Consider the following 23,789-nt stretch of genomic DNA (forward strand, 5'->3'; position numbering starts at 1 on the left):
TAACGTCTGCAATATGCTTTGAAAGACTCCCGAATTTAATCATGTTGCTAACCTTCAAATCTTCACACACAATCAAAGAATTATCTCTGACGTACTGAAAACTGATTTTGTGCAAAAAGTCTTTGCGAACATCGGCAATTTTTGAATGCAGCTTCTTGAGTTCTGATTTTGTTTTTCTGAACCACTACTCCCTTAGATTTGTGTGTTTGTTTAGACGGTGGTTATCAATTATCATGCCTGTCTAAATTTAGGGGGCCATCACACAACCGTGCAACCAAAATGAATTAACTAATCTTGTAAAGCACAGTGTATGTTATTTGAGTGCCACTCTAAGCCCCTTACTAGTATTACCTAACTTGCCAACTTGCCAGATACTGATTAACCAAAAATATTTGGCGCCGTGCAACTTCCAACTCTACACCATCAATCATTTGTATTTGTTTTATTCGTTTATACTTAGGTAATACAATATAAGTACAGTTGATAATAAGCCCTTTTCGTATCTTCAAAAAATGCGATGGCAGAGTTGGTTCATAGAATGATAAAGTTTTTGAAGATAACACCTGAATGCTATTTCTGAGAATAAACGCTGTATAATTCCCTCGCCCCTCTACTCTTAAGATTTTATCAAATGGAATCACAGTTTTATTTCGATTTAAGTAAATAGCGGATTCTGAACAAGGGCGTAATGATGTTTGCATATTTTGAGATGTTTAATTACAGACTTATACCAGCAATCCCTCTTTTTGTAATGTATGTTCTATATTTTTTATCCAGTAATGCAATATTTTAAATATTTTCGCCCCATACATGATAAATTACCCCACTAGAAGTATAATATGAGTATGAGTTTTAAGCGAGGGCTTTCGGATGATGATATTGTCGATGGAATTTTAGCTGGAGGAAGAGAACGAGACAAAGCGATTGAAGCTATTTATACACAAAATCGGAGTTTCCTAATAAAATTCCTGTCAAATCGCTCAAATACCAAAGACTATGTTAAACAGCCTGAGGATATTATTTGGGAATCGGTAGAAGCTTTAGTGCATAATATTATTGAGGGACGTTATGTTACCCAATCAAGTGCATCACTTTCGGCATACCTAACTACGATTTGTAAAAATTTATGGCATAAATTTCTAAGTCAGGAGTCTAACCGTGAAGAACGAGACGATAAATTTGCAAAAGAAATTTATGAGGACGAACCAGATATTAGTATTTTACTAGCTGAAAAAGAGAGGTGGGATAGGTACTTGGCCATTTTTGACAAAGCAGGGAAACACTGTAAACAAATTTTTACACTGTGGTTAGTTGAAGGAATGAGTGGTAAAGAAATGTCAGACATACTCATATCAGAAGGAAAACTCAAAAGCGAACAGAGTGTTAGGAACGCAAAAAGCGACTGCCTCGAAAAAGTGACATCTCAGTTGATGTCCCGATAATTTACAAAAACAATGAAACGAACTGAAGCAGAAATTCAACTGATAAGTAGTTACCTTCTGAGTCAACTTACGGAAGAACAGAAAAGAGCGTTTGAAGAAAGAATTGCGTCTGATAGCATTCTACAAGAAGATGTCACAAAATTAAAACTTCTGGCTCAAGTCACAGAACGGCAGCTACTAAGGGAAAAAATTCAACAAATTCAAGTAGCTAAATTTGCAGAATGGGCTAACGAAGAAACAACGATTGCTGTAAAAGTTATACCACTAAGGAATAGGTGGTTATTCACAAGACAACTAAGTGCTATAACTTCTGTAGCATCTATCGCAATTGTTATGGGTTATTTGTCATTTAGCGATGTAACTTATGAACCTATGGCTTTTTCAGAACGAAGTAATAATCATGTGATGAATGACCCCGTATTAGAGAAACTTAATAAAGCAGTCTCGTTAGTACAACACGGAAAATCTCTTGAAGCCACCTTGTTTTTTGACCAAATCGAAGAGATTCCCAATTTACACCCTTATTACCGTGATGTGGCTACATGGTATGAAGTCGTAGCTCTACAAAAAACAGGTAAAAACCAACAAGCAAAAGATTTATTAGAACAAATTGAATCCAACCCTAAATTCCAATTTAACATACCAACAATTGATAAATGGAAAGTGAAGTGGAAATTGTTGTTTTAATTTTTTTGTTTTCTCCACAAATAATACCCACTTGCAAGTCCTATCAAAATACATAATACTACAAACCATTGGAAATGGTTTGTTACTGAGCTTTCAATAGGATTCGTTCTTCCGATGAGTATTAAATTTGCCCAGTAATAGGGATGGTCATACCTTCGAGCAAGATGAGAACTCAAAAAGTCCAGCTTAGCCCTTTGTAATGCCTGATCGATTGTAAGACCCTGATTAAGATAAACGTGCAACTTCGTTGAAATGTAAGCTGTTACGTCGTCATTGGCGTTCCAAAGAGTCGTAACTACCGAACGGGTACCTGCATACGCAAATGCCCTAGCAAGGGACATTACGCCTTCTCCTCTATGTAACTTCCCTGCTCCCGTCTCGCAAGCACTCAAAACAACCAGCTGAGTATGGTTCAAATTCAAATCATACAATTCATTGGTAAAAAGACGGTATTCATTGCTATCAGGATAAAAAGCTATGAATGAGCGCATAGGGTCATTGTCATTGGTCAGCGCATGTGTGGCAAAATGAATGATACCGTGATTTCGATATTGCTCCAAGAAGTGTTTTTTAGTAGCATCTTTAGCAAGATAAACATCACCACCAATCTGTTTTACCTCCCTTTCAGAAGCAGGAAGTGGTACAAGGGGGTTATCCCTAAAAGCGCCATTGTTGGGTGCACTACCCGTAAAAGGGGCAATTGATAATCTCGAAGGATAAGACTTTGTTTTAAGGGTATCCAATAAAAGACTCACCGAATAAGCGTAACTGATTGCATACTTTTTTAGTAAATAATCATCAGGTTTAGCAGCTAATACTTCAAACGGCAAATAGTTCAACTCTGTATCACGCACAATAACTAACCGCTTTTTGCTTGAAATCAATGGTATAATAGGTGTGATCAGATTAGTATAAAGGTTTGCAGAAGATTGTTCACCTTCATACATTTTGCTTCCTGGGTTTTGGCTTAACAATGTTCTAAATTGCAAAACTGATTTTCGGAAACTACTATCAACCCCCTGAACTATTACCTGTGAATGTTCACGTGTTAAAACCAATATATAAAGTTGAGTAGGTGTCAAAAAGTATTCAACTAAGGCTGCGTCATTACTAAGAAGTTTCTGTCTAATGTAATTTTTGTTAAATGACTGTGTAGCGTATTTAAGCTGAAAATAGGCGGGAAATTCTCTCTCAAATCGTTCGGTAAGTAGTTCTAATTCAAGTTCTTTATCTAGCAGCTGTGCTTTGTACTTTTTTGTATTGAGGCTGTCAATTTGCTGAATTATGGCTTTTAAACTTGCTATCTGTTGAAATAATCTTTTCTCCTTGGCTAGTAACTTAGCAGGAATTGTTTTAGGCTTGATATCGGCTTCTCGAGTAATATCTGAGAGGGTTGCAGCTCGGCTTTTTTCATAAAAATCATAAATAAGATTTTGGTAGAGAGGTTTATGCGTACGTTTATACATTTCGTGAGCTACCTGAATAGCATGTTCATAAACTGAGTAGCTATTTTCGGTAAAAAATAATTTCGCTTCTGGAGATTGATAACTAAGTCTCATTTTATCGGCTAACTGTATAGCTAACTGATAGGTGTCCAAAGCTGCTTTTAAATCTTTCTCTTGGTGTGTTTGGTTGTGCAGTTGGCTGAAAGCACTGGCTTTACCTAGAAGAGATAGAAAAAACTCACGCTCAATTAAAATATTATTCAAATCTGGGTTTTGATAAAAATCGTCACTTATAGAGTGTCGATGGCCTGCCTCTAGGGATTTCTGGTAAAATGCTAATGCTTTTTTTGGTTGGTTTTGTATAGTGTATAATTGAGCCATTTGCCCCAAGATATCGGCAGTTTCTATGCCTTTCGGGTTGTTTTTTTTGCTTATATTCAACGATAAGTGAAAACAATGAAGCGCCTTTGGCAATTGTGAAATTGCTTTATAATATATACCCAAAGCACGCCAGTAACGTTGCTCAAAGAGTTGATTTGCAGAAACTTTACCCCCAACTTGGTTTAGTTTGTACTTTTTCCAGGAGACATTAATAATTTTGAAAGCTGCTTGAAAATTTTGTAAGGCCAGATAACACTCTGCTAAATTGAGCCATATCCGTTCCGCATTGCTATTAATACGGCTAGATAGAGCCAGTTGGTAGTATTTTAACGAAGCATCATATTTTTTTTGATAAAATAAACTCAATGCCATGTTATTGTACAATACCCCTACATCAAAAGTTGAGACACGGGAAGATATTGAGAGTGTTTTTTGAAAATAAGTATCTGCCAGTTTAAAATCGTTCTCGTGTAAAGCTCGAAGACCTCGATCAAGAAAATGATAAAGAGCTTCATCGCGGGTTTGAACCAGTTTACTTTTTTCAATAAGTGCATCTGCTTTATCAGCAAAATAATCAGCAGAATCACGTTTGTAAAGCCCATCATAAAAAATGGATAAATAACTCACAATACGAAACTCAATCGTATCATTTTGAAATTTTGGAAGTAAACTCAAAGCACTACGGCCTAATTGTACTGCTTTTAAAGTATTACCCTTGGTCAATTCTAGGGCAGCTAAGTCGGTGAGGGCAAAAGCAAATTCTGCAAACTTTTTCTGTTGACGCCGTATTTCAACTACTTGGTGATACCATTTTTCTGCATCTTTGATATTCCCTTTTAAAAAACTAGAATCCGCTTTACGTTTATAATTTACAGCAACGTTTTGTTGTGCTATAACCTCTAGGCCATAGCACAACAAAACAATCATGAAAAATATGTATTTTGTTTGCACGTCTATATTATTTAATTCCCCTCGCTTTTATCATCTGCTGACGACGGGTCTGGTGTATAGCCAATATTAACGGGGCAAACAGGGCATCCAAGCATGGTTTGGCCAGAGAAATCTTTATTTGAATTGGGTATAAAAATTTGAATGGGCAAAGCAAATTTGGCACCTACGCCTTTAAATTCATACTTGATATAATAAACCTGATTGCGTTTTGGTTTCGCTTTGGCTGTTGCAGGTAAGTCTATGAATCCTATAACTGGGTATCCTCCGATTGGGGCTGTTTTGTTACCAACTTTAATCTGCTGATAATCAGGTTTACCCATTCCCACTTTTATGACCGACGATGCTCCTTCAGTCCACACACGACTTTGGAAAACAGTAGGAACTTTATTGTAGTCCAAGTGTACTAAATACGCTTTACGGAGCATTGGTTCGCTTGCTTTGTAATGTCCTTCCAATATGGTATAAAAGTAATTCTTACTGATATTTGGTGCTACATAAATGAGGTCTGCGGTAATCATAGCTACTTGCTTCCCATTAATAGCTACTACCTTGCGGTTATGTCCCCATAAGTCGATGTTTATCACACCATATGAAGTAAGATTGTTGAGATTAAAAAACATATCCTCCTTTATTTTACTGTTAGTTTGGCCTTGTGCTGCCTCTACAGCAGCCATAAACTCGGTCACATTGAAAGGTTTAGGCAATTCCTCCGTTATATACAACTTTATTTTATTACCTTCTACAACATAAAAAGCATTGCCAGAATTGGCCTGTGCTAATTTCAAGCTTTTGATGGGCTTTTGAAGCCAATCTGACGTTGATTTAGCATCAATTTTTACATTAACATATTTGATTGAGAGTTGTTGGTTTGGTTGAAACGATAAAAATCCCGTTACAAAAAGTGCAATAATTGCCAATAATGTTTTCATTCGATTGGTTTGTTTTTTTTCTTATACGTTAGGACAGGAGTTATGTAACCAATTCTTGGTTATTTTTTTAAAACTACTTTTGATGATATTCCAATGCTCCTCAAAAGACATTAAACAGTCAGCATTTTTGGGGGGTAAATAAAAGAGGCTGCCCCCTTTTAAGACAGCCTCTTTTAGACTCCTTTGACATAAAAACACCTACTCTTTGACATCCTCCCCTGCCTAAAGGGCGACCATGCATTCTTGTCCTATGAATTCTCGGTCTGCGTTAAGCATTCAATGGAACCCACCCAAACAATAAAATGTATCTCATTATAAGTGCTTTACGCTTATTTTGGTTAGAGCTTCCCCGTTTATCAAGCATCATCCACAGCAGAGGTGAACTAATCCTATCAGCTACAACAGTTAGACAAAGTATATTATAGTTTATGCCCGCAAACTGCCAATAAGTTCAATCCAAACTTAATATATAAGGCTCTTCTACAGGGTTAATAGCCATCAAAAGCAAAGCGATTTGGTCGAAATCAATGATAAAGTCACTAAAAAAACGTTGTATTCTTCTGAAATTATTATAAATTATCCTATCGTTTAAACTTACAGCATTTAGACTGTAAATGACGCCGTGAGTCCGAATTAGTGATATAATCAGTAACTCTAAGAATTTAATCCTTGCCTTATTCCAAGGTAAATGAGACTGTAAATCTAAATCTATGTGCGTATTTTTAGCCTCCATGTGCCATTATGATTTTTGAAGTGTGAGTCTGGTAAACCCATTTTACAAATCTTTTGGCCCATAGCAAAGTTTTGACATATATTCAGCCCAAACGGTCTATATTCAACAGATTCTTTTTTAAATACTAAATAAATCGCATTTTTGATTGTATATTATTGATATAAATTAGTCGTACAACAAAGCCTTTGGGGGTTATCGGTGACGATGCTTATGAATTAATACCTGCGTTTTCGACGAAATTCAATGTTGATATTAGTAGATTCAGATTCGCAGAGTATATCTATTCAGAACCTAGTGTGGTTTCTTTTAATCAAGCGAAAAAAGATAAGGAATTAACAATTGGGATGTTATTGGAAGCTGTAATATTTAGAACGTTAGAATAATTTAAAAGAGGAAAGTCCTTTAATGGAAATTTCACTCTGTAAACTCAACGGTTGCCTCAACAGCGGTGTTCAAGGTAAAACCATCACTTCTACCCAAAAAATTGTAGATGGGCGATACACAGCTATTAACCAAGTTACCCTATTGCCAGGCTTTGAGGCCACCGCAAAAGATGCGTTCTTAGCTAAAATTGGCTCGGTCAGTGCTTACTAACTTATAATACTATACTCCTTATAGATATGGGTGGGAGTGGGAAGGAGAGTAGGGGTTTCACAGGCAAAACGCAGGGGAGCGTGCGTAAGGTTTTCAACTCCTTTGTGCGTAGGGTGTTTTTTTCAAACACGCTAAAATGGCTGTGCGATGCCATAAAAGGGGTTGAAAGCGCCAAGAGTAGGGAAGGGGTTTGCGTGGGGTTATCCCTACTGTGCGGCTGGGGGTGGGCTAACACACTAGTCCTTATTACGAAGACTCGCGCTATTCCTAGCATCAATTAGTTGTTTTTTTTCTACGTCTGAAAGTTCTTTTGCAAAATAGGCAACGGCTTCTTTCATCGAATTGTTAAAGTACAGCGAGACAAATCTAGTAGTTATGTACCTTTGATATTCCTCTTTGGTAATAGCAGGGCTATACATGTACGTCCTGTTATTAAGGTTTCTGTGCTTTACAAAACCTTTGTTTTCAAGAATGCGAATAAACGTAGAAACGGTATTATAGAGGGGCTTTGGCGTCATTTGAATACACTCTAAAATGCTCCACACGGTCCCTTCTTCAAGTTCCCACAAAACCAACATTACCATTTCTTCTGCTTTAGTTAACTCTTTCATCCTTGTTTAATATTATTTTAGCGTACAAGTAACAAAAAATAATGACATAGTCTATTTTTTGTTGAAAGGCTAAATGAATTTCTTTGTACGTTACACGGCAGTGGCTGATGAACTATACTTTTTGGCCACACGACCTATGATTTGTCCTACCGTTTTACTTCTTCCATACTGCAATTACGGCCACAACATCCAGCAATGGCGGTTAGGTCTGATATTTGGCGCGAGCGCGCTTTCATACACGGGCTAAAATAGAAGCTTGCATAGGACGGCTCTTTAGGCTGAATAGCCGCCTAATGTAACATAAAGCGCCGAGATAAATCGGCATATCCTTCGGGTCGCTTGTCCAAGGGGGTATTACAATTCTACTCTTTTTCTCAAAAATCTATAAATTTCCTAATATTCATCGCTTTTTGGGTCTCTAAGTTAGCCTATTGTCAACACATATCTGCAATCACTTGAGTACTCCTATAGATAATAATCCCAGGATAGGATGATAGCTCGTATGGATATTGAAGAGTATAATTTGTTACTCAATGATGAGATTCTGGAAGAATCCATGAAAATCGCACAGTTTTGAACTAAAGAAGCTATTTCAATATAATTCAAACTCGGATTTAAAGCGAAAGTATTATTCACTGAAATCATTCACTCGTATAAATTTTAAACTTTCTTTAAAATTGAATATCACCTTTGAGCCATAAAATCTAATAATATGATGCAGAGAACCTCCTTGATTTCGTTAAAATGCACGCTTTGGTTTATGTTCTTACTCACGATTCAAGCACCACTGTTTGCTCAATATTCCGCGGTTAACGTTTCGGGCGTTGTCAAAGACAATCAAACCAAAGCGGTGATTCCTTTCGTAAATGTTATTCTAAAAAATGCTCAGGACAGTACGTTCATAGCAGGTACCATCAGTGGCGATGACGGGCGTTTTACGTTGGCAAAAATCAAACCCGGTAAATATACATTACAGTACTCATCCATTGGCTATGCGCCTGGGCAGCAGTCGCTTTTTGTCGGAAACTTGTCAGAATTTATTGATTTGGGCAGTATTGAACTGCAAACCGATACCCACACGCTCAACGAAGTAGTCGTCACGGGTCAAGCCGATGAGATCAGAGAAAAATTGGATCGAAAGACCTTTTCGGTGGAAAATAATATTTCACAAAGCGGCGGTTCTATCCTGCAAGTGATGCAAAACCTGCCAGGTGTTACCGTTCAGGAAGGCAAAGTCATGCTGCGCGGAAGCGATAAAGTAGCGGTGTTGGTGGATGGTAAACAAACGGCGCTCACGGGTTTTGGAAGTCAGACCAGCCTCGATAACATTCCTGCTTCGGCCATTGATAAAATAGAAATCATTAATAACCCTTCCGCCAAATACGATGCCAACGGCAATGCAGGAATTATCAATATTATTTTCAAAAAGAACAAGCAGGATGGCTTCAACGGAAAAGCGGGAATGATGGCGGGTTTGGGAGCGTTGTGGATGAAAAAAGTAAATTTGCCCAATATTCGTCCTCAGTTTCAAAATACTCCGAAACTCAATCCATCGCTGGCGTTGAATTATCGTAAAAAGAATATCAATACGTTTTTTCAAGGAGATGTACTGTACACGCCTACACTCAACAAAAATGAATTTGTCACCCGTACGTATGACACGGGAGAGGTAATCAACCAACAAACTAAACGTAACCGCAAAACAACCATAAGTACCCTGCGGGCAGGGATGGATTGGAACATTGACCCCAATAACTTATTTACGATTTCGGGTCTTTTCAGCAGCGAGAAAATTTTGGATGATGGCGACGAGCCCTTTTTTAATCAAACCCTGACGGAAAGAAAACGTTTGTGGCAATTTTTGGAAGATGAACTAAAAACCACCATTACTGCGGCTTCGTCCTTTCAGCACAAGTTCAGCCAGCCCGGGCGTTTATTGAATTTTGGCCTTAATTATACGTTTCACAGAGAAGACGAAAAGTATTTTTTTACCAACATCATGCCCACCTTTACGGGGTTGGATGCGTTCAAATTGCTCTCAGATGAGCACGTGATTGATTTTACAGCAGATTATATTCGCCCGCTTCGATACGGGCGTTTGGAAGCGGGAATGAAATACCGTTGGCGGCAAATCCCCACCAATATGCAGTTTTTCCCAGGCCAAAATTCTCCGTTGGACGTCAACGCTGGAGGGAAAGCTACCTATAAAGAAAACATTCCGGCACTCTACGGCAATTACGTCTATGAAAATACAAAGGTTGAATTGGAGGCGGGACTTCGCATGGAATACGTGGATGTGCGCTATCTGGTTGATCCTAACCACAATACCTATAAAAGTGATGGCTACCACTACACGCAGCCGTTCCCGAATCTTCGGGCGGCATATAAAATCAATGATCGGAACAAACTGTCGTTATTTTTCAACCGTCGTGTAGATCGCCCCAATGAAGTGGACATTCGCGTATTTCCCAAATACGACGATGCTGAGATTATCAAAGTGGGAAATCCTGCTTTAGCGCCGCAGTTTACCAACACGTTGGAATTAGGTTATAAAACCAATTTGGCAAAGGGATATCTCTACATGGCGGCTTACCATCGCATGGCGAAGGGCACTATTACCCGTATCGCGAGTATCGTTTCTGGCAGTACATTGATTTATTCCATCATGCAAAACGCTGGCAAAAGTTACAATACGGGTCTCGAATTGATGTGGTCGCAGGAAATGTCTAAATGGTTTTCGTTCAATCTAAACCTCAACGGCTATCGTAATCAGATTAATGCGTTTAGTGTAGTTAATAAATATCCTGCGCTGAATACCTTTACAGCACCTACCGAGCAACTTCTTTCGGGCAACGTAAAATGGAATGGACTTTTTCATTTTCCAAAACAAATTGACCTGCAAATGACCGCCATTTACTTAGCGCCCGATTTGATTCCGCAGGGAAAAATAGGACAGCGGTTTTCGTTAGATGTGGGCATTAAAAAGTCAATGCAAAACGGCAAACGGGAGTTTTATCTCAACGCTACTGACTTGCTGAATACAATGCGAATCAAAAAGACCATTCAAGGTGCTGGTTTTAATTATATTAGTACGGACTATTACGAAACACAAGTGGTCAGAGTAGGATATAACTATAAATTTTAATCAAATTCCGACGCGAGGCGTGCTTATGAAACTGTTGTTGATTGAAGATGAACCGTTGTTGATGGACGAAATGGAGGTCTATTTGACCGAGCAGGGGTATCGCTGCGAAAAAGCGATGTCCTTTGCAGCGGGAGAAGATAAAATAGCCTTGTATGAGTATGATGTTGTCATTCTGGACATTACGTTGCCGGGTGGAAATGGACTTACTTTATTGCAAATGCTCAAAAAACAGCACAGCGAAGCTGGTGTATTGATTGTTTCCGCCAAAGATTCACTGAATGATAAATTGATAGGACTCAATCTTGGAGCCGACGATTACATTACCAAACCTTTCCATCTGGAAGAACTGAACGCGCGGGTCAATGCGCTTGTAAGACGAAAATCGTTCAAAGGAAATGCGCAGATCATTGTGGATGATTTAGTCATCGACCCTGTTGCCAAAACTGTTTTTTATAAAGACACGCTCGTGAATTTCACCAAAAAGGAATATGAATTGCTGCTTTATTTTATTGTCAACAAAAACCGCGTGGTGAGCAAACAATCCATTGCCGAGCATTTGTGGGGAGATCATTATGATATGGCCGATAATTTTGATACTGTTTATGTGCATACAATGAATCTGCGCAGGAAAATTGCGGCACATACGGGAATTGACTACATCAAAACGGTCTATGGAATGGGTTATAAATTTACGTCAGTGTGAAACTGCTTTATAAAACCACGCAAAATTTTTTGTTGGCAATGGCCGTCATTTTATCCATTGCTGGCATTGCTCTGTACCTACTGTTAAGGCAGGAAGTAACTGCTGAGATGAAAGAACAGCTTGAATTACAGGCGGATATGGTTACGGATCAAGTGGCCCAGCGCAAAGCCGTAAATTTTCCACTTACGACAATTACGGAAGTCTCCGCTGATTTCCCTCCCAACAAACATTGGGGTGATACGCTGATCTATGATCGGTTGCAGCACGAAAAAGAGGGTTACTATTATCTCACGCTTGTTAAAAAAGTCAATCACCGCAATTACCAAATTACGGTAATGACCTCTTACATTGGTTGGGAACGTTACTATAAAACCATTTTTATCTCTTTTTTGGGAGTGGCGTTGTGGATGGCATTTTTTGGCGTATTGATCAATTACTACTCTAATCGAAAAATTTGGCGACCTTTCTTCTTAAATCTGGAAAACTTAAAACAATTCTCGGTGCGTTCAGCTCAACCGCTGGAATGGCATGATTCTACCATCACCGAATTTAAAGAATTGCAGTACTCTCTTAAAGACCTCACCGAACGCAGTCGCCGCGAATATTTGGCCCTGCGGGAGTTTACCGAAAATGCTTCGCATGAAATTCAAACACCGTTGGGAATTATTCAATCCAAATTGGATCGGATGAGTCAATTGGAGGTCAGTGAAGAAATGGCACGTTATATTGTGCAGGCCAAATCGGGCGTGGAACGGTTAAGCAAAATGAATCGTAACTTATTGTTATTGGCCAAGTTAGACAATCAGGTTTATTCCGAAAAGCAACTGATTCGTGTAGATGAGCAACTTCAGCAACATCTGGAGCAAATGGAGGAGCTGTTTTCGGTTCGAAACAATGTACTGATAACCACACTGAAGCCCGTTACGGTAAAATCAGACAAGTATTTATGCGATATTTTGCTTTCTAATCTGCTTTCCAATGCGCTGCGTTATACTCCTTCTCTTGGTGAAATAGCCATTTTTTTAAGTGAGCAACAACTCATCATCAGTAATCCCGGTTCAGCGTTAGATTTCCCGTCCGAACATTTATTTGAACGGTTTACCAAAAATGCCAGTCATCCTCAGGGGACAGGGTTGGGGCTAGCCATCGTCTATCAAATTTGTTTATTAAACGGCTGGACTATTGCACACACCTATCAGATAGGAGTTCATTATTTTTCCATTGATTTCAATTGATTATCAATCATGTGGAAATATTACGTGATTTTCTCCGCTTTTTTTGCCGCCCTAACAACTATACTGGCAAAAATAGGAATTAGCGGTGTTAGTGGTAACGTTGCTTCTGCAATTCGGACGGTCCTTATTCTTGTAATTGTGTGGTGCATTGTTATCATTGGCGGCGAACACCGACAAGTAATCGACATTCCAAAAAGAAGTTTATTATTTGTCGTTCTCTCAGGAGTTACGACTGGTTTCTCATTTAAAGCCATGGAAACGGGATTGGCGTCTAAAGTAGCTATAATTGACAAATTAAGTTTAGCATTTACACTTATTCTGCTGAGAGAGCCCATCAGTTTGAAAATTTTGATTGGCTTGCATTATTGCAGGGATGCTTATTGCCTTGAAGCGAATAGCAATGCAGCTTTATAATGAATTTTATGTAAAGTAAAATATCTAAATGTACTGAAATAAGTTAGTGGTTAAATCGGTACACCTCTCGCATAAGCGGCCTAAAAAGCTGTACCTCCCTGAAAAAGTCTTGAGTTCGAACCTCATTCGAGCTTAATTTAGTCTCAGTGTTTAGATGTTGAGCAACTTCGCAATATTGTACGGCACGGGTCGCCCCGATTTCTACTTTTTATTATTCCTACAACAAATAATCCGATGAACTTTTTGCGTGATAAGTTCTTGACAATTGGAGTTTTTGATAAAACACTGGTAATTTCGCTTTCAGGCCTTGGGTTCATGGGAAGTGAGATGTTTTGGAGCTTGGTAACTATAAAACTCTTATTTTCTTCGCTTCTTACCTAATTTGCCCTTTTTTTTGCAGGGTATAGTACTAACTGTATTTCCTAATATACGTTTTTTTGTTTGCCAATTAAAATGAAAAAACCACAATGTATTACTTCTAAAAGATGCTTGGAAATGGATTAATCGATGGAAGGTAAGAACTACTTAGCTTCTTGAGTGACCTATTAACAGAAAACAAATAAATATTTATGTGTTTTATTGTCAAATGATTACATCTAGAGCGTTTTATCTTGCTAATAAATCGTGTACAGTGTTGACTGGAAGTTTTGGAAAGAGGTCAGTATATTATTTTCATATATCACTTCTCACACGGTAAAATTTATTTTTGTAAAAAGCCTCTCTGATTTTAAAGATATATCTCCAGCTTTGAATACCCTTTGAAGCTAGTAGGCCATCCTGTTGTCCCTCTTCATCAATTGTTTCATAAAATATATTCGCTACTGGAATAGCTATTTCAAAAATAGGATCAAATATTTTTTTTGCCGATGGTGTAATTTGTAAAATAGAATATATTTGTTCCTTAGCGGTTACAGGGAACTGAAATACTCCTATAGGTAATAAGTTAATAAAATAAATATCGGTTTGAGTTTCATCTTCAGTTAACAGTTCATTTTCATCCATTTCTTCCATTTTGCTCACTAGATATTTTATTTCATTCTCTGGGGAATTTGGTTTATTAAATATTTCTTCTAATCTTTCTTTAAGTTGTTCATGATGTGTACCTTTATTTTTTAAAAAAATCAATTTTTGATTTTGCTGGTCTAAATCATAGGCTTCGATTAAATCTTCTATTTCTTCTATTACTTGTTGGGCTTCTATAAACTCTTCATTAAAATGATATAGTTCATATACAATCGATAAAGTGGCAATTATATTTTCAAGATGATTTATTCTTTTAAAGTATGTATATGCTGAACTAATCATATCAATTAAACTAGCAATAGATTCCTTATTGTCTGGAATTTCAGGCCTATTCATTCCTGGGATAGGCTTCACTATTATAATATACTTTGTGTAAAGCAAGAATTCATATCTGACTTTTACTTCATAAATAATTATCCAGTAGTAGTTAAATTCGTTTTTTCCTTTGATAGCCTCTTCTTTAAGATCTTGAACATATTTAAACCAATTTCTATTAGATAAAATAAATTCGTTTGCCAGCCGTAATCTTTCCCATATATTTATATCCTGCACAGTATCTAATGCATTTATCAAACTTACTTCTGTCGCATATTTTATATTATTTTTATAACCTTGAATTAAAGCCAATTCGCCTTTAGCATTAAATATAATATCTTCATTTGCATTTGGATGATTAATAATGTCTAACAAGTCATGTTCCATTTTTTCATTAGTATTTCCTGAATAATCAAATGAGTTAGTGTACCCATTTTTTATTTTCTCTAATTTTACATATAACCCCACAGCACTTGATTCTTCAAGATTATTTATCTGAGCTATATATTCTTTGTCAGATAAGATTCCAATATCATGCTTAACTGTAAGGTAGTAAAATTTTAAATACTCTAAAAGGCCATTATTTAGGTTAAATTTGAAGTTTTTTGCATGTTTAAAAAAGCTCAGTGCTTCAGTTAAGTTACCACTATAATAATTTGCGACACCTAAAATAAAATTATATATCCCTGTTGAAGCAATAGTGTTTGAAGAATTTTTATGTATTTTTATTATCTCACTCCATCTTGCTTCATTTATTAAATGTAATCCAATAGATTCAACCATTTTTCTTATTTGGGAATCATTTGACATCGACAAATCCTTTCCAATAAGTATTTTATCAGCGAAGTTTGTCGATAATGATTGTAGGACTATATTTTCTGTTAGTTTTCGATAAAATACTCCCTTTTCAATTGTTACATTATAAATATTATCAACTCCAGCGGTATCCAAAACTTTGAAAAACCTTAAAGTATGAGTTGGTTGATCATTCCAATTCTCATTTTTTTCATCCAAAACTTTAACAAAAGAGTTAATATCTTCATAATAAAACTTGTTTTCGCTTTTCAAGTATAAAACATAAAATGCTGGCATAGAATTATTTAAAAGATAATTGATATTACCAGTATCTATTTGAAGGCTAATACTACCGTCGTGGTTTAATATTTTTGTATCTGTAGCCTTAAGTTGAACTGCAAACTTGAAGTTCAGATAACCCGCTTTACCAGTCTTTTTACTAACTCGTTTTAGCTCGATAAAAAAATCAATGCCTTTGTCTCTGAGATTCTCTGGGCGTATTTCGAACCTACCAGTATCAAAAAGCTGTCTAAAATAATTGTTGGAAATAGTTTCTAAATCTTCATTTGAATTTGACAAAGGTAAATTCAAATCATCTAACATATCATCTTCCATCTATTTTAGATTGTTGGTTGTAAAATAATGAGATTAAAAAATTATAAAATTAATACAGAAAATCTCATTTCTAAACTAATTACAAATTCCTATTAATCAATTGCTTACTAATCAAACGGAATGCTCTGTCTTGATTCTCACCCTCTAATAATTATGAAAACCAAATAAATTGTAATTTTTTATGAGAATAAAATGTATTCAGTAATACCTCTTGCTTCTTTTTGGCTTGCAATGCCTGACGGGTGCGAATGCTGATAAGCTCCCGCTCTCGTTGGGCTATGCCTGCATATATCGAGAGGGTTAAAGCATCGGTAGTTGGTAAATCGCAACTCTTGAAATAAGCACCTAATTGTTTTTGTATTTTAAAGATGTGTACTACATCACGGCTTAGGCGGTCAAGCTTGGCAACTATTAAAACCGCCTAGTGAGTTTGGGCATATTCAATAGCGGCCTTTAAGATAGGGCGGTTTGAAATATCTTTACTGCTTTCAGTTTCAATGAATTCTTTAACAATCGCCGCTTTATCAATTTCTGCGTAATGCTCAATGATTACTTTCTGGGCATCAAAAGACAGGCCGCTGCGCTCCTGCCCTTTAGTGTTTACCCGTATGTAAGTAATGTACTTCATTGCAAAAATATTTAACAAGAATTATATTTGGATACTCCAGAATACTTTTAACTTATTTAATTAAATAAGTTAAAGAATAAAATATTTACAAATTCAATTGTTTTTTATCATTTTCAAACATATTTCTAACATTTATCCAGTCACTTTTCCCCTCAGTAGCCGCTTCAATTAACACTTTTTCACTTGATGCTATTAATAATTTATTTGCATGAGAACAATGACAAACGTTATATTCTATCACTTTATTTGGCGCCCATAAAACAGGTATTATTTTTTCTGCTCCTTCAAATAAATTATTATCTTTTTCTCGTAAATGAATTAAAAGTCCATTCAAAGGAGAAAGTGGAAAGAAAAATCTATCAATACCGTGATTTTCAAAATTTTCAAAAACTAATGACCATGTATTCTGTCCACCTAAAAAAAGTCCCGGATTATCTGATGTAATAAACTGATGCTTTAGGCTTGTTCTTATTATTTCCCACCTAGTATTCAACAGTCGATTACCAAGGTTTTGAAATTTATCTATTAAACCACCTCTATCATTACCCATTTGAAAAGCGCCAGAGTGTAATGTTTTTAGTAGTTCGTTAGGGTTATTCATGTCGTACTCAAATTTCTTATAAAGCTCATTTGCATAATTTAATAATTGAGTTTCTTCAGGCGGTACTTTGGAAATAATTTCATCAATTAGTTCATAAGCGCTACTTCGATTATCTTCCACAACATGTATACCTGTTTCATAAGCCCTTCTAGTGTACGGATTTCTGAACTTTATACTGATTAAAGCATATATAAAAATATTTGTATCTTCCCAAGATAAAGCTTGAGAATAAATACCTTTTTGAGTCAATTTTTTTAATATTTTTGGTAGATTATTTTCATACGAGAAACCTTTATCTTCAATAATATTAGGGTCATTACCAATACTAGAAGCTAGAAAGCTTTCTTGTGGGTTAATTCTATAAAAGTCTTTCTCTGAACACAAGTCTTTCCCTATATAAGTTTTCTGTGGCCTAAGATTAGGTTTACTCAAATCTATTTTCCAAAGGTGTAAATCATTGTTGGCACCTAAACCAAATTGTCTTAGGTATCCTTTTGGCACAAAATGGTGATTTTTTGTTGCTGACACGACTATTTTAGAATTTGTCAGGTTATCAATATATATACTTCATGGAGCAATATACAACAGGGGTAACACTTCTGCAACGGTCGTCCCTGATTTGTAACACGAAAGAGTTAATACCCTCCATTTGGCACAAATTAGGTAAAATCAGAAGCTAAATACCATCCTTTGAATTGCCGTTAGCGGAAACTTCTGGTAGGTTAAAGTGAAAAAATGGTCTATTGAACTTGCTCAACTTAAAATTATACAGCCTCAAAAATCGAACTCTCAACCGTTTAAGACTGTCTAAAATTCATAACGCGAATTATAGCCTTCAATACAGACTTCTTATTTTGAACGCCTTCCACCGTCAAGGTCTAACCATGCTGTTATCGGAGAAGAAGATTCTTTCTTAGCGAAACATATACGGATCACTTGCTCCGCGCCAACGTTTCAAAGGCACCAGTTTCATTATTGTGATTTTTTCGAGTGATAACGGCGGGGTGAGTTATCACTAGAGTACCCGAAATGCCGAATTTAATGGTTCTCAACCAAGCACTTCATTTTCTGGGCAAAAAACGGAAGCCTACGAAGGTGGGGTACACGTGCCTTTACTTGTCAGATGGCCGGGAGTTACCAAAGCAGTGATTCTAGCGAGAATAGTAATTTCTATGAAACAAACAGTTAGTGACTGGATTGAGGGCTAAACTGCGACAAATTCAATATGGTGGACGAAGTCGTTAAAAAACCAGTAATTAAAAGTGCTTACCAAGTTTTATAGGTCAGAACTTGTTCAATCTCAACAATTATCCAATTTACACACTAATGATAACTACCCGCAGAACCTTTCTTAAAAGCTCTTTGGGGCTGGCTTTGACTCCAACTTTAGCTATTTCAGCAAAGAATGTTAAACCTCGATTAGCTTTCTCGACCTTAGGTTGCCCGACTTGGCCTTTACCCAAAATCATTCAAACTGCGGTGGCTGAAAAATACGAAGCCATTGAAATTCGAGGCTTGGAAAAAGAAATGTTCTTACCTAAACGTCCAGAGTTCAGTACGAACATTGCCCAAACGCGCCGCTTATTGGCCGATAACAAGCTCAAAATATGTAACTTAGGTGCTTCGTCCAACTTGCATTTTATGGATGCGACTAAGCGACAAAAAAATATGGATGAAGCCAAGCGCTTCATTGACCTTGCGCAACAATTAGCATGCCCTTATGTACGGGTTTTTCCTAATGACTTGCCCAAAGATCAAGAGCGTCAACAAACGATTGACCTAATTAGTGAAAATCTTTTAGAATTGGGGCGGTATGCCAAAGACGCCAGTGTAACGGTATTGCTGGAGTCACATGGGCAGGTAATTTGGAAAGCTGTATTGTTAGAAATCATGCAAAAAGCCGAGCACCCCAACGTGGGGCTGATTTGGGATTTTTTTAATATGTGGTCTGTTACAAACGAATCTCCGACGGAGGTGTACAGGGTTTTGGGGAAGTACATTCGTCATGTACATGTAAAAGATGGAAGTATGGTCAATGGCAAACCAGCATACACTTTTATAGGCAAGGGAATTGCGCCTGTGAAAGAAACTGTTGACCTCTTGAAAGCAAGTGGTTACAAAGGATATTACAGTTTTGAGTGGGAAAAAATGTGGCATCCCGAAATAGCCGAGCCTGAACTTGCCTTTACCGATTATCCCAAAGCCATGCAGCGGTATTTTTAGAAGATTGTATTCATAAAAATCTGTTTCCTTACCCTATGTTTAAAATATCAAATCTTTGCCTGATTGTTGTGCTAATAGTTGCTTGGGGATTTCAGACCTTGGATAGTTACATCGATTGGCCTGAATACAATGGTAATGGTGCCCGTAGCCATTATTCACCTTTAACCCAAATCAATAAAGCCAATGTCGGGCAACTGAAAGTAGCCTGGAGCTACGCTTCTGGAGGAGCAGATACCCTTCAAAATCGGACTCAAATGCAATGCAATCCGATTATTATCGACGGGGTTCTCTACGGGGTTTCGGCCAATACACAAGCGTTTGCAGTAGAAGCGGCTACGGGAAAACCACGTTGGAAAACCGATTTTGCCGACAACGGCGGCACTACGAGCCGAGGCGTTACCTATTGGTCGGAGGGATCAGACAAACGTATTTTCTTTGGAGCGGGCAAATGGCTTTATGCGCTGGATGCTAACACTGGAAAACTCATTGGAAATTTTGGCGACAATGGCCGAATTGATCTTAAAATAGGCATCGAACGGCCGGGTGCGGATAATTACGTGGTATCAAATACTCCCAATACCATCTATAAAAATCTGCTTATTACCGGCACACGTGTGGCTGAAAGTGAAACGGCTCTGTTGGGCGATATTCGCGCGTATGATACCCGAACGGGCAAGTTGGTTTGGACTTTTCACACGATTCCCCAAAAAGGAGAACCTGGCTACGAAACATGGTTGCCCGAAAATCCGCGCCAACGCATTGGAGCGGCCAATGCATGGATGGGCATGGCTATTGACCGCGAGCGAGGAATTCTTTACGCACCTACAGGTTCGGCAGGTCCTGATTTTTACGGAGCCAATCGAAGAGGGAATAACCTCTATGCCAACTGTTTACTGGCGCTGGACGCTGCTACAGGCAAACGAATCTGGCATTATCAGTTGGTGCATCATGACATTTGGGACCGCGACCCACCTGCTCCCCCCAACCTGCTTACTATTACCCGCAAGTGTCTCGACGGTCGGCCTCAAAAAGTAGATGTCGTAGCCCAAATTACGAAGCAGGGGTTTACGTTCGTTTTTGACCGTGTAACGGGCAAACCGATTTTCTCCATCAAAGAGACCGCCTTTCCACAGGAAACGGCTTCGGGAGAGCAGCCCAGTCCCACGCAACCGATTCCACAGTTGCCTGTACCTTTCACCCGGCAATCGTTCACCGAAAAAGACATCAATCCTTGGGCTGCCAATCGCGATTCTTTGAAGGTAATGCTTAGTAAAGCCCGTACGGGAACGCCTTACATTCCATTGAGCGAAAAAATGACAATCTTTTTTCCTGGCACCGACGGAGGGGCACAGTGGGGAGGAGCTGCTGCCGATCCGGAAGGCATACTCTACGTACCCGCCAAAGAAAATCCCGTACACATGACCCTAATTCGGCGAAATCAAACAGGGAAAAACGGAAATCAAAACAATAGCCCCTATAAATTGTACTGTTCGGCCTGTCACGGATTAGACCGCAAAGGCAATCACGACGGTTCGTATCCTTCGTTGTTGCAACTGGAAAAGCGGCTTTCAAAGCCACAGTTAGTCAAACTATTGATGACTGGACGGGGCATGATGCCTTCTTTTTCGCATATTTCGGCAGCGGAACGTACTTCAATTATTGAATACCTGTACAATAATGTGACAGATAAGCAAGTAGTTACGACCCAAAAAGAGGTAATTCCGTACCAACATACCGGCTACAATCGCTGGTATGACAGCGAAGGATATCCCGTAAGTACCCCACCTTGGGGCACCTTGACGGCCATTGACCTCAATACGGGTAAGCACCGCTGGCAGGTACCGCTGGGTGAGTATCCCGAACTCACCAAAAAGGGAATTGCACCTACGGGAACCGACAACTACGGAGGACCACTGGTGACGGCAAGCGGATTGATATTCATTGCGGCGAGTCGCGATGAAAAATTGCGGGCTTTCGATAAAGAAACTGGTAAAATTGTCTGGGAATATCCCTTGCCTGCGGGGGGCTATGCCTCGCCGAGTACGTACGTAGTCAATGGCAAACAATACATCGTGATTGCCTGTGGAGGGGGAAAACTCAAGACCAAATCGGGCGACAAATACCTGGCTTTTTGTTTGGGAAATTAAACGAAAACCTAAGCCTTGGAAAGGTTCCAAACTTTTCAAAGGTTAAAATTTCTTATCATGCTTAGAATTCTTCCTTTTTTCCTGATTGTCATCGTGGCTGTAGCTTTTTACCCGCGCTTTGACGATAAAAACAATGACGATTGGGCTGATTATTTGGGCGGCCCCGACCGAAATCACTATTCAGCTCTGAATCAGATTGATACCACTAACATAAATCAACTCAAAGTGGCTTGGTCGTACTCCGCACCCGATACCGGACAAATGCAAATGCACCCGATTATTGTAAAAGGCGTATTGTACGGGATTTCTTCGGCGCTACAGGTGTTTGCCTTAGATGCGGCTACGGGGCGTGAACTGTGGCGGTTTGGCGACCCTTTCAAGTCGGGCGTCAGTACTAGTCGAGGAGTAACGTATTGGACAAATCGGCAAGGTGACGACCGCATTTTGTTTACATCCGGGGCATGGTTGTATGCCTTAAATGCTACTTCGGGCAAACTTATCGAAAGTTTTGGTGAAGCCGGGCGCACGAGCTTACGGGCTGGATTTGGCGAACAGGCCAAAGAAAAGTTTGTCATCTCCAACACACCGGGTACCGTTTTTGAAAACCTCATTATCATGCCCATGCGCCTATCTGAAAGTGCCGATGCCGCTCCCGGACATGTACAGGCCTTTGATATACAGACGGGGAAATTGGCATGGGTGTTTCATACTATTCCTCAACCGGGGGAGTTTGGCTACAACACGTGGCCCAAAGACACGTGGAAAAATACCGACGTAGGTGGAGGGAATAACTGGGCAGGGATGGCTGTTGACCTTCAACGCGGAATTTTGTTCGTCCCGACCGGTTCGGCAGCCTTTGATTTTTACGGTGGCAATCGCAAAGGACAAAACCTTTTCGCCAATTGCCTGCTGGCATTGGATGCCCGAACCGGCAAACGACTTTGGCATTATCAATTGGTTCACCATGATGTATGGGATCGTGATTTTCCTTCTCCACCCAATTTAGTAACGGTTAATCACAATGGAAAACAGGTAGATGCCGTAGCCCAAACGACGAAGTCGGGGCATGTGTTGGTGTTTGACAGAGTGACGGGCAAATCACTTTTTCCCATCAAAGAAGTGCCCGTTGAACAAAGCAATCTACCGAGAGAGTTCACTTGGCCGACCCAACCCCAACCGCAAAAACCCGCTCCTTTTGCGCGTCAATCGTTGACCGAAAAAGACCTTAATCCTTATAGCAAAGATTATGATTCGTTGGTGACGGTTTTCAAGCGTCTTAAAAAAGGGTACATGGCTCCACCAAGCAAACAGGGTACTCTTATTTTCCCAGGCTACGACGGTGGGGCTGAGTGGGGTGGTGCTGCTGTTGACCCCGACGGCATCATGTACGTCAATTCCAACGAAATGGCGTGGATATTGACCATGGTAGATACGCCCAAACAGAGTGAATTGGCGCACCTAAGTGAAGGAGCCAAGGTGTACACCTTATACTGTACGGCTTGCCACGGCCCCGAACGAAAAGGGAATGCCAAGAGTGGGTATCCTTCCTTGGTGGATATTCAGTTGAGGCAAAATCGGGATTATGTCAAAAACATCGTGAGCAATGGTAAAGGAATGATGCCTGGATTTATGACGCTGAAACCCGCAGAGAAAGCCGCGTTGATTGCGTTTTTGTTTGGGGATGAAAAGCAGGAAGCGACGGGAGTCGTTAAAACCAATACGCCCCAAAAGCCAGTACTTCCCTATAAAAATACGGGTTATAACAAATTTTTGGACAGTCAGGGTTATCCAGCTATTGCACCTCCCTGGGGCACATTAAACGCTATCAATCTACATACGGGCGAGTACGTCTGGAAAAATGTTTTTGGCGAATATCCTGAATTGAAAGCAAAGGGTATCCCCCAAACGGGCAGTGAAAACTACGGTGGCCCTGTGGTGACGGCGGGAGGGTTGCTCTTTATTGCCGCTACGCGTGACGGGATGTTTCGGGCGTACAACAAACGCGACGGCCGCCTGCTTTGGGAATATAAACTTCCCGCTGCGGGATTTGCCACGCCGAGCACGTATCAAATCAATGGCCGTCAATACGTGGTCATTGCGTGTGGAGGAACAAAATTAGGAACCAAAAAAGGAAATCAAGTGGTGGCTTTTGCGCTGCCATGACAATAAATG

The 23,789-nt window shown here is 39.1% G+C and carries 17 protein-coding genes and 2 pseudogenes; 11 read left to right on the top strand and 8 right to left on the bottom strand.

Features of this window, described 5'->3' with window-relative positions:
- Both FHS57_RS32220 and FHS57_RS29245 read right to left on the bottom strand, forming a co-directional pair.
- A pseudogene (locus tag FHS57_RS32220) lies at positions 1-166 on the bottom strand (transposase); the annotation flags it as partial.
- A gap of 181 nt (positions 167-347) precedes the next feature.
- Positions 348-701 carry a LytTR family transcriptional regulator DNA-binding domain-containing protein gene (locus FHS57_RS29245; protein WP_183979963.1) on the bottom strand — a complete coding sequence of 118 codons (354 nt, stop codon included), beginning with the start codon at positions 699-701 and terminating at the stop codon, positions 348-350.
- A gap of 144 nt (positions 702-845) precedes the next feature.
- On the opposite strand from FHS57_RS29245, the gene FHS57_RS29250 reads away from it, so the two are divergent.
- Positions 846-1,442: an RNA polymerase sigma factor gene (locus FHS57_RS29250; protein ID WP_221225763.1), complete on the top strand. Its 597-nt coding sequence runs from the start codon at positions 846-848 to the stop codon at positions 1,440-1,442.
- A 12-nt stretch (positions 1,443-1,454) separates the two neighbouring features.
- Positions 1,455-2,129 (top strand): hypothetical protein, encoded by a 675-nt coding sequence (locus tag FHS57_RS29255; RefSeq protein WP_183979967.1) that lies wholly within the window; start codon positions 1,455-1,457, stop codon positions 2,127-2,129.
- Here the strand turns inward: FHS57_RS29255 and FHS57_RS29260 are convergent.
- A complete protein-coding gene (locus FHS57_RS29260) occupies positions 2,126-4,882 on the bottom strand; it encodes a CHAT domain-containing protein (RefSeq protein ID WP_183979969.1) in 2,757 nt (918 codons plus the stop codon). The two genes, FHS57_RS29255 and FHS57_RS29260, sit on opposite strands and share 4 nt — an antisense overlap.
- A gap of 35 nt (positions 4,883-4,917) precedes the next feature.
- Positions 4,918-5,835 (bottom strand): hypothetical protein, encoded by a 918-nt coding sequence (locus FHS57_RS29265; RefSeq protein ID WP_183979970.1) that lies wholly within the window; start codon positions 5,833-5,835, stop codon positions 4,918-4,920.
- A gap of 918 nt (positions 5,836-6,753) precedes the next feature.
- Here FHS57_RS29265 and FHS57_RS32225 point away from each other — a divergent pair.
- Complete coding sequence (locus tag FHS57_RS32225; protein ID WP_183979971.1) at positions 6,754-6,951, top strand: DUF1493 family protein; 198 nt, start codon at positions 6,754-6,756, stop codon at positions 6,949-6,951.
- Between the two features lie 22 nt (positions 6,952-6,973).
- The gene (locus FHS57_RS29275; RefSeq protein WP_183979972.1) at positions 6,974-7,162 is read left to right on the top strand and encodes a 3-coathanger stack domain-containing protein; all 189 of its coding nucleotides are present in this window, start codon (positions 6,974-6,976) and stop codon (positions 7,160-7,162) included.
- A gap of 236 nt (positions 7,163-7,398) precedes the next feature.
- On the opposite strand, the gene FHS57_RS29280 is transcribed toward FHS57_RS29275, so the two are convergent.
- Positions 7,399-7,773: a BlaI/MecI/CopY family transcriptional regulator gene (locus FHS57_RS29280; protein WP_183979973.1), complete on the bottom strand. Its 375-nt coding sequence runs from the start codon at positions 7,771-7,773 to the stop codon at positions 7,399-7,401.
- Between the two features lie 712 nt (positions 7,774-8,485).
- Between FHS57_RS29280 and FHS57_RS29290 the strand changes: the two genes are divergently transcribed.
- Genes FHS57_RS29290 through FHS57_RS29305 form a run of 4 tightly spaced genes read left to right on the top strand, consistent with a single transcriptional unit; the run spans position 8,486 to position 13,270 of the window.
- Entirely contained in the window at positions 8,486-10,918 is a 2,433-nt protein-coding gene (locus FHS57_RS29290; protein ID WP_229601490.1) for a TonB-dependent receptor, read from the top strand.
- A gap of 25 nt (positions 10,919-10,943) precedes the next feature.
- Positions 10,944-11,621 carry a response regulator transcription factor gene (locus FHS57_RS29295; RefSeq protein ID WP_183979975.1) on the top strand — a complete coding sequence of 226 codons (678 nt, stop codon included), beginning with the start codon at positions 10,944-10,946 and terminating at the stop codon, positions 11,619-11,621.
- Positions 11,618-12,856, top strand: coding sequence for a sensor histidine kinase (locus FHS57_RS29300; RefSeq protein WP_183979977.1), 1,239 nt, complete (start codon positions 11,618-11,620; stop codon positions 12,854-12,856). The genes FHS57_RS29295 and FHS57_RS29300 overlap by 4 nt, the downstream gene beginning before the upstream one ends.
- Before the next feature lie 9 nt (positions 12,857-12,865).
- Positions 12,866-13,270: an EamA family transporter gene (locus tag FHS57_RS29305; RefSeq protein WP_183979979.1), complete on the top strand. Its 405-nt coding sequence runs from the start codon at positions 12,866-12,868 to the stop codon at positions 13,268-13,270.
- Between the two features lie 672 nt (positions 13,271-13,942).
- On the opposite strand, the gene FHS57_RS29310 is transcribed toward FHS57_RS29305, so the two are convergent.
- The 3 genes and pseudogenes from FHS57_RS29310 to FHS57_RS29325 all read right to left on the bottom strand — a co-directional run bounded on the left by FHS57_RS29310 (position 13,943) and on the right by FHS57_RS29325 (position 17,775).
- The gene (locus tag FHS57_RS29310; protein WP_183979981.1) at positions 13,943-16,018 is read right to left on the bottom strand and encodes a DUF4365 domain-containing protein; all 2,076 of its coding nucleotides are present in this window, start codon (positions 16,016-16,018) and stop codon (positions 13,943-13,945) included.
- 151 nt (positions 16,019-16,169) lie between these two features.
- A pseudogene (locus FHS57_RS31915) lies at positions 16,170-16,646 on the bottom strand (recombinase family protein).
- Positions 16,647-16,731: 85 nt separating this feature from the next.
- Complete coding sequence (locus tag FHS57_RS29325; RefSeq protein ID WP_183979985.1) at positions 16,732-17,775, bottom strand: DUF4238 domain-containing protein; 1,044 nt, start codon at positions 17,773-17,775, stop codon at positions 16,732-16,734.
- A 798-nt stretch (positions 17,776-18,573) separates the two neighbouring features.
- Between FHS57_RS29325 and FHS57_RS29330 the strand changes: the two genes are divergently transcribed.
- Genes FHS57_RS29330 through FHS57_RS29340 form a run of 3 tightly spaced genes read left to right on the top strand, consistent with a single transcriptional unit; the run spans position 18,574 to position 23,780 of the window.
- Positions 18,574-19,470, top strand: a complete 897-nt coding sequence (locus tag FHS57_RS29330) for a sugar phosphate isomerase/epimerase family protein (protein ID WP_183979986.1) — start codon at positions 18,574-18,576, stop codon at positions 19,468-19,470.
- A 35-nt stretch (positions 19,471-19,505) separates the two neighbouring features.
- Positions 19,506-21,617, top strand: coding sequence for a pyrroloquinoline quinone-dependent dehydrogenase (locus tag FHS57_RS29335; RefSeq protein ID WP_183979988.1), 2,112 nt, complete (start codon positions 19,506-19,508; stop codon positions 21,615-21,617).
- A gap of 57 nt (positions 21,618-21,674) precedes the next feature.
- Positions 21,675-23,780: an outer membrane protein assembly factor BamB family protein gene (locus tag FHS57_RS29340; RefSeq protein WP_183979990.1), complete on the top strand. Its 2,106-nt coding sequence runs from the start codon at positions 21,675-21,677 to the stop codon at positions 23,778-23,780.
- Positions 23,781-23,789: the final 9 nt, after the last annotated feature.

Source organism: Runella defluvii (genome assembly GCF_014195535.1).
Classification (GTDB): domain Bacteria; phylum Bacteroidota; class Bacteroidia; order Cytophagales; family Spirosomataceae; genus Runella; species Runella defluvii.

Excerpts from the sequence above, each read along its gene's own strand:
- FHS57_RS29275 (WP_183979972.1), top strand. The coding sequence starts at position 6,974 with ATGGAAATTTCACTCTGTAAACTCAACGGTTGCCTCAACAGCGGTGTT.
- FHS57_RS29260 (WP_183979969.1), bottom strand. The coding sequence starts at position 4,882 with ATGATTGTTTTGTTGTGCTATGGCCTAGAGGTTATAGCACAACAAAAC.
- FHS57_RS29295 (WP_183979975.1), top strand. The coding sequence starts at position 10,944 with ATGAAACTGTTGTTGATTGAAGATGAACCGTTGTTGATGGACGAAATG.
- FHS57_RS29340 (WP_183979990.1), top strand. The coding sequence starts at position 21,675 with ATGCTTAGAATTCTTCCTTTTTTCCTGATTGTCATCGTGGCTGTAGCT.
- FHS57_RS29290 (WP_229601490.1), top strand. The coding sequence starts at position 8,486 with ATGATGCAGAGAACCTCCTTGATTTCGTTAAAATGCACGCTTTGGTTT.
- FHS57_RS29310 (WP_183979981.1), bottom strand. The coding sequence starts at position 16,018 with ATGGAAGATGATATGTTAGATGATTTGAATTTACCTTTGTCAAATTCA.
- FHS57_RS29335 (WP_183979988.1), top strand. The coding sequence starts at position 19,506 with ATGTTTAAAATATCAAATCTTTGCCTGATTGTTGTGCTAATAGTTGCT.
- FHS57_RS29245 (WP_183979963.1), bottom strand. The coding sequence starts at position 701 with ATGCAAACATCATTACGCCCTTGTTCAGAATCCGCTATTTACTTAAAT.
- FHS57_RS29330 (WP_183979986.1), top strand. The coding sequence starts at position 18,574 with ATGATAACTACCCGCAGAACCTTTCTTAAAAGCTCTTTGGGGCTGGCT.
- FHS57_RS29265 (WP_183979970.1), bottom strand. The coding sequence starts at position 5,835 with ATGAAAACATTATTGGCAATTATTGCACTTTTTGTAACGGGATTTTTA.
- FHS57_RS29250 (WP_221225763.1), top strand. The coding sequence starts at position 846 with ATGAGTTTTAAGCGAGGGCTTTCGGATGATGATATTGTCGATGGAATT.
- FHS57_RS29280 (WP_183979973.1), bottom strand. The coding sequence starts at position 7,773 with ATGAAAGAGTTAACTAAAGCAGAAGAAATGGTAATGTTGGTTTTGTGG.
- FHS57_RS29255 (WP_183979967.1), top strand. The coding sequence starts at position 1,455 with ATGAAACGAACTGAAGCAGAAATTCAACTGATAAGTAGTTACCTTCTG.
- FHS57_RS29305 (WP_183979979.1), top strand. The coding sequence starts at position 12,866 with ATGTGGAAATATTACGTGATTTTCTCCGCTTTTTTTGCCGCCCTAACA.